This window comes from Magnetococcales bacterium (assembly GCA_015228935.1).
In the GTDB taxonomy this organism is placed as follows: Bacteria; Pseudomonadota; Magnetococcia; order Magnetococcales; family DC0425bin3; genus HA3dbin3.
This window is the reverse complement of sequence record JADGCO010000002.1, coordinates 133,631-139,806: the sequence shown is the minus strand read 5'-3', so window position 1 is coordinate 139,806 and position 6,176 is coordinate 133,631. Positions and strand designations below refer to the sequence as shown.

4 protein-coding genes and 1 tRNA gene are annotated in these 6,176 nt (G+C 55.6%); all 5 read left to right on the top strand.

The window, feature by feature from the left end:
• Positions 1–95 precede the first annotated feature (95 nt).
• Positions 96–431 (top strand): DUF4351 domain-containing protein, encoded by a 336-nt coding sequence (locus HQL65_01840; GenBank protein ID MBF0134955.1) that lies wholly within the window; start codon positions 96–98, stop codon positions 429–431.
• 307 nt (positions 432–738) lie between these two features.
• Positions 739–823, top strand: a tRNA-Leu gene (locus HQL65_01835).
• Between the two features lie 360 nt (positions 824–1,183).
• The gene (gene dnaE / locus HQL65_01830; protein ID MBF0134954.1) at positions 1,184–4,834 is read left to right on the top strand and encodes a DNA polymerase III subunit alpha; all 3,651 of its coding nucleotides are present in this window, start codon (positions 1,184–1,186) and stop codon (positions 4,832–4,834) included.
• A 7-nt stretch (positions 4,835–4,841) separates the two neighbouring features.
• On the top strand, positions 4,842–5,807 hold the full coding sequence (locus tag HQL65_01825; protein ID MBF0134953.1) for an acetyl-CoA carboxylase carboxyltransferase subunit alpha: 966 nt from the start codon (positions 4,842–4,844) through the stop codon (positions 5,805–5,807).
• A 62-nt stretch (positions 5,808–5,869) separates the two neighbouring features.
• Positions 5,870–6,112 carry a UPF0175 family protein gene (locus HQL65_01820; GenBank protein ID MBF0134952.1) on the top strand — a complete coding sequence of 81 codons (243 nt, stop codon included), beginning with the start codon at positions 5,870–5,872 and terminating at the stop codon, positions 6,110–6,112.
• Positions 6,113–6,176 lie beyond the last annotated feature (64 nt).

Genomic DNA, 6,176 nt, shown 5'->3' with positions numbered 1-6,176 from the left:
GATTGCAGATGAAAGATTCATTGATCAGCCCGGCAATGGAAACAATCACGCCAGAATACATCTCGCAACTCGGGCAGGAATGGTTCGATTTCATCTTGAACACAACACCCGGCGAGAAACTTTTTTCCCTGCCAATAATCGAGCATCGCCTGATGCAGGAACATCAAGCCGGGCTGCAAGCCGGACATCAAGCCGGACATCAAGCCGGACATCAAGCCGGACATCAAGCCGGACACCAGGATGGCGAGCGGGACGGTGAGGCCAAGGTACTGACGCGCCAGTTGCTCCGCCGCTTCGGGACCATACCTGACTGGGCCAGAGAAAAAGTGGCCAAGGCTGGTTTGTCATCGTTGGAAGAATGGAGCCTGCGGCTGTTGGATGCCCAATCACTGGGTGAGGTATTTTCAGAGAACAATAAGGATACCATCTGAAAAATCTTGGTTCCGGGGTCATGCGTGCTACATCGTGCAGTGTGGTGTGAAGCGTTGACAGGGGTTACGCATAGGCCAGCCTCTGAACTGCGAAAACGTTATCAATCCGGGTGCCGACGATTTTGACCTTTAGGAAGGCGGCACGAGTTAAGACCGCAATCGCGAGTTTCCACTCGGCGGTTCGTCCGTTTTGTCACAAAACTCGACAAGGGTGCAAAGAAAACCGTTGCCAGATGGTTGCATCTTTGTTAGCTTGCCACGGTCGCTTGCGCAGGCGAAGCGGATTTGGTCCTGACAAGTCGATCATGCGGATGTGGTGAAACTGGTAGACACGCTGTCTTGAGGGGGCAGTGGCGCAAGCCGTGCCGGTTCGAGTCCGGCCATCCGCACCAAACCCGTTTCCAAAAAGTTCCAGGAAAGTCCAGAAAGCCAGCAGGGATCATGCCTTGCTGGCTTTTTTGCGTCTTCGGAAGTCCGGGAGATCTTTTTTGTATCCTCAGAAGTCCAGGAAAATCCATCGCAATCCAGGATGGATAAATGCCTTCACCCCGGAACGTGGTTTCGGGTATGCTTTTCCATGGGAGTGGCCTTCTATGCTTGGGAGAAATTGTCCATGTCTGACATCGTAACCTTGGATGATGTCTGGAGAGTGATTTCTGTTCGTCATCGTCCAGTCCGGGGAGACCGTCACCCTGGCCAATTCGGACGATTCTACCCCGCGCATCTGGTGTTGTGACGCAGGTTATCCTGAGATGCCGTCATCCGGCTTTATCCATTTACATGTGCATACCGCTTTTTCCCTGCTGACTTCCACAGTACGGGTGGAAGGTTTGTTGCAGCGGGTGCGAGAATTGAAAATGCCGGCAGTGGCCCTGACCGATCAGGGTAATCTGTTTGCTGCCATCCCTTTTTATACGCAATGTCTGAAGGCAGGGGTCAAACCGCTTCTGGGTGCCCAGATTCTGGTGGTACCGAATCGGCTCGATCATTCCGAGCGCCTGGACCGGGAGGTACGCGACCAGTTGATCCTGCTGAGCCGCAATCAGGAAGGATGGCGGAATTTGTTGCGTATTCTCTCCGTGGGCCATCTGGAGGGGAGTCACGGCAAACCCCGGGTGGATCTGGAAACCTTGGAACGCCATGGTCAGGGATTGATCGCCCTCTCCGGCGCTGCCAAAGGGGCCATCGGACGCCTGCTGCGGGCAGGAGAGACGGACGCGGCACGCGCCATGGCCCTGAGGTTGGCCAAATTGTTTGACGATGGTGCCGGCGTACCCAATTTTTATCTGGAATTGCAACGTCACGACCTGCCGGGTGAAGAGGCAATCAATCGCCAAACCATGGATCTGGCCATGGAGTTGAACCTTCCCCTGGTGGCAACCAGCGATGTCCATTTTCTCGATCCCGAAGATCAACCAGCCCAGGATGCGCTCCTCTGCATCGGTCTGGGCCATACCCTGCATGAAGAAGAACGACCCAGGTTCAACGCGCAGCACCATTTTGTCCCACCCGCAGAGATGATCCGGCGGTTTGCCGATGTGCCGGAAGCCGTGGCCAATACCATCCGGATTGCCAAACGGTGCAATACCCGTCTGGAACTGGGCAGGCCCATGTTGCCGGACTTTCCCGTGCCGGAAGGGAATGATCTGACCTCCTGGTTGCATCATGTGGCCGAGGAGGGATTGCAGGGACGTTTGCAACGCGAACTGCAACCGCATCTCTCCCCCGAGCAGTTTGCCGCCCAGGAAATCGTGTATAAAAATCGCCTGGATTATGAAATCGATGTCATCATCCAGATGGGGTTTCCGGGATATTTCTTGATCGTGTCCGACTTTATCCGCTGGGCCAAACGGGAAAAAATTCCGGTGGGACCAGGACGGGGTTCGGGGGCGGGGTCCGTGGTGGCCTGGGCGTTGGATATTACGGATCTGGATCCCATTCGGTATCAGCTTCTTTTTGAAAGATTTCTCAATCCGGAACGGGTCTCCATGCCCGACTTTGACGTGGATTTCTGCATGGATCTACGCGAAAAAGTCATCCATTACGTTCAGGATCGGTACGGAGCGGACCGGGTGGCGCAGATCATCACCTTCGGCACGCTCCAGGCACGGGCCGTGATCCGGGATGTGGGACGGGTCCTGGAATTTCCCTATGGCCGGGTGGACCGCATCGCCAAAATGATCCCCAACATGCTCGGCATCAGCCTGGAAACGGCCCTGCAACAGGAAGAACGCCTGCAGAAACTCCAGGAAGATGAACCCGAAGTTCGCGATTTAATGAAGCTTTGTCTGGCCCTGGAAGGCTTGCCCCGCTCGGCGGGAACCCATGCAGCCGGAGTGGTCATCGCCAATGGTCCGCTGACCGATACGGTTCCCTTGTATCGGGATCCGCGCTCTTCCATGCCAGTGACCCAGTTCAATATGGGTGATGTCGAAAAGGCGGGTCTGGTCAAGTTTGACTTTCTGGGACTGAAAACCCTGACCGTGATCCAGGCCACCCTGAAAATGGTCAATACCGACCGGCTGGCTCGGGGTGAACCTCCCATCGATATCAATCAGATCAATCTGGAAGACAGGGAAGTCTTCAGGCTGTTGCAGGAGGGACGGACACGGGGCGTGTTCCAGTTGGAATCTTCGGGGATGCGCGAAATCCTGAAAAAACTTGCGCCGGATACCCTGGAAGATGTCATTGCCCTCGTGGCCCTGTATCGTCCCGGGCCTCTCGGGTCGGGGATGGTGGATGATTTCATTAATCGCAAACATGGGCAGGTAGCGGTCAGTTACCCCCTGCCGCAGTTGGAACCGATCCTGAAAGAGACCTACGGTGTCATTCTCTATCAGGAACAGGTGATGAAAATTGCCCAGGTCCTGGCTGGTTATACCCTGGGCGGTGCCGACCTTTTGCGGCGGGCCATGGGCAAGAAAAAAGCCGAAGAGATGGCCTCCCAGCGGGCCACATTCATGGACGGGGCACGCCGCAATGGCATTCCGGAAAAAAAGGCCGAACATATTTTTGACCTGATGGAAAAATTCGCCGGCTATGGGTTCAACAAATCCCATTCGGCGGCCTATGCCCTGATCTCCTACCAGACGGCCTGGCTCAAAACCCATCATCGCGTGGCATTCATGGCGGCCACCATGACCTGCGAAATGCAGTTCACCGACAAGCTGATGCATTTCATCCGCGAGTGCCGGGAGATGCAGATCCCGGTTTATCCCCCGGATATCAATCGTTCGCGGGATGTATTCATGGTGGAAGGAGAGGGGATTCGTTATGCCCTGATTGCGGTGAAAAGTGTGGGCGAGGGAGGCGTGGCCGCCCTGTTGGACCATCGCGACCGGGAGGGACCTTTTCGTTCCCTGTATGATCTGTGTCGTCGGCTGGGTTCCGGGACCCTCAACAAACGCATGCTGGAACAATTGATCCGGGCGGGAGCCTTTGATTCCCTGGTCAGGAATCGTCGGGCACTGCTGGCAGGTCTGCCGGATGCCATGAGCGTAGGTGCCCGCAAGCAGGCCGATGCGGCGCTCGGTTATCGGGATTTGTTCAGCGACCTGGCCGATGATGAGTCCGACCCGAACAGCGGCGATCCACCCCTGCCCGAGGTCCCGGAACCCGATGCCAACCAGTTGCTGGCCTTCGAAAAAGAGGCCCTGGGCTTTTTCCTCACCGGACATCCTTTGCAAAAATATGCGGAGGAGTTGTCCTCCTATGGTCTGGAAACCACCTTGACGTTGCGGGAGCGATTCGGAGCGACGGAAGGCGGTGACGGTGGCATCGGCAGTGGCAGCGGCGGCCATGTCAATGGCAGCGGCAGTGGTCACGTCAACGGCGGCGATGCTGCGGAAAGGGAAGGCAGAAGCGGCAGTTGGAACAAAGGTGGCAAAATTGACCGGGGGCCACTCCTGAAGCTGGCCGGGCTGGTGGCTGAACGTAAAATTCACCGGACCCGCAAAGGGGATCGCATGGCCTTCCTTACTGTGGAAGACATGTATGGGCAGTTGGAAATTGTTGTCTTTCCTGAGGTTTATCAGGCCTCCCGCGAGTGCCTGGAAGGGGATGCCCCGGTCGTGGTCGAGGGAACCGTCGATGCGAGTGACGAAGAACCCAAAATGATCGCCGATAAAATTCGTACCCTGGATGCCTTTCGCCAGGAAATTTGTCGGGTATTGCATATCAAGGCCGATATGGTCACCCTCTCGGCAGATGTCCTGCAACGTCTGGAAACTGTGCTGACGCACCATCGAGGCACTGAGTGCCAGGTGCTTCTGACCTTGCGTTTACCGCAGGCACAGACCATCCTCCGGCTGGGCAGGGCCTGTTCTGTCCAGCCCAGCACGCGCTTATTGGAAGAGTTGCAGGAGTTGTTCGGTCTTCAGGCAGTGGTTTTTACCCGGGAATGACAAGTATATGGCACCAACCTGGCTGGAATTTGAAAAGCCCATTGGGGAGCTGCTGGTCAAGGTGGAGGAGCTGCGGCACCTTTCCACCACTTCGGATCTGGACCTTGCCAAGGATATTGTCAGCCTGGATGAAAAGGTTCGGGATTTGACCGGGGAAATTTTCAGTCAATTGACACCCTGGCAGAAGACCCAGTTGTCCCGACATCCGGATCGTCCCTATACCAGTGACTATCTGGGGACGGTGTTCACCGGCTTTACGGAGCTGCACGGCGACCGGAAATTTTCCGATGACCTGGCCATCGTCGGGGGTATGGCTGAAATTGATGGGATGACCGTCATGGTGATTGGTCAGGAAAAAGGTCGGGGCACGCGGGAGAAGGTGGTCCGCAATTTTGGCATGCCAGGACCCGAAGGATACCGTAAGGCGCTCCGTCTGATGAAAATGGCGGAAAAATTTCGTTTGCCCGTCATTACCCTGATCGATACCCCAGGGGCCTATCCCGGCAAGGGGGCCGAAGAACGGGGACAGGCCCAGGCCATCGCCGACAATCTCAAGGAAATGATCCGTTTGCGCACCCCTGTGATTGCTGTGGTGATCGGGGAGGGGGGATCCGGCGGTGCCTTGGCCCTGGGAATTGCCAATCGTGTTCTCATGATGCAACACGCCATTTATTCTGTCATCTCTCCCGAAGGGTGTGCCTCCATCCTCTGGAAGGATGCCACCAAGGCCGAACTTGCCGCCGAAGCCATGCGCCTGACCGCCGAAGAAATTCTTGCCCTCAAGGTGATCGATGGCATCATTCCGGAACCCATCGGCGGGGCGCATCGGGATCCCCAGGCCGCTGCAATCCTCCTGCGTGACCAGTTGCTCCATCATCTGCGGGAACTCCGTTCGGTACCACCAGAAGACCTTGCCCGCGAACGCCGGGAAAAATTTCTCGCCATGGGCGTGGTTTTGGGAGGAGGAGGGTAGTTACCGGGAAGATTGAGGATGCAGATCAGGTCATTTTGGCATTATGCGAGTGGAGATATCCCATGACGACACGGCAGATTGTGATCGATGTTCCGGAACAAATTTTGATTTCAGAAAAAATGGACGAAATTTCTTTTGCTCATGAAATGTGCTTGTTGACTGCTATTAAACTTTATGAGTTGGGTCGGCTTTCATCGGGGCGTGCTGCCGAGTTGGCTGGCATCTCTCGCGTGGAATTTTTGATGCTTCTCAAGCAATACAAGATTTTTCCGTTGGAGTCTGAATTGCAAGAGTTGGCAATCTAAGAGGCTGTCTATAAATTCTCGAATAAAAAAATCGGGAAGAAAGATTTTATTGGGGCTCCGCCCT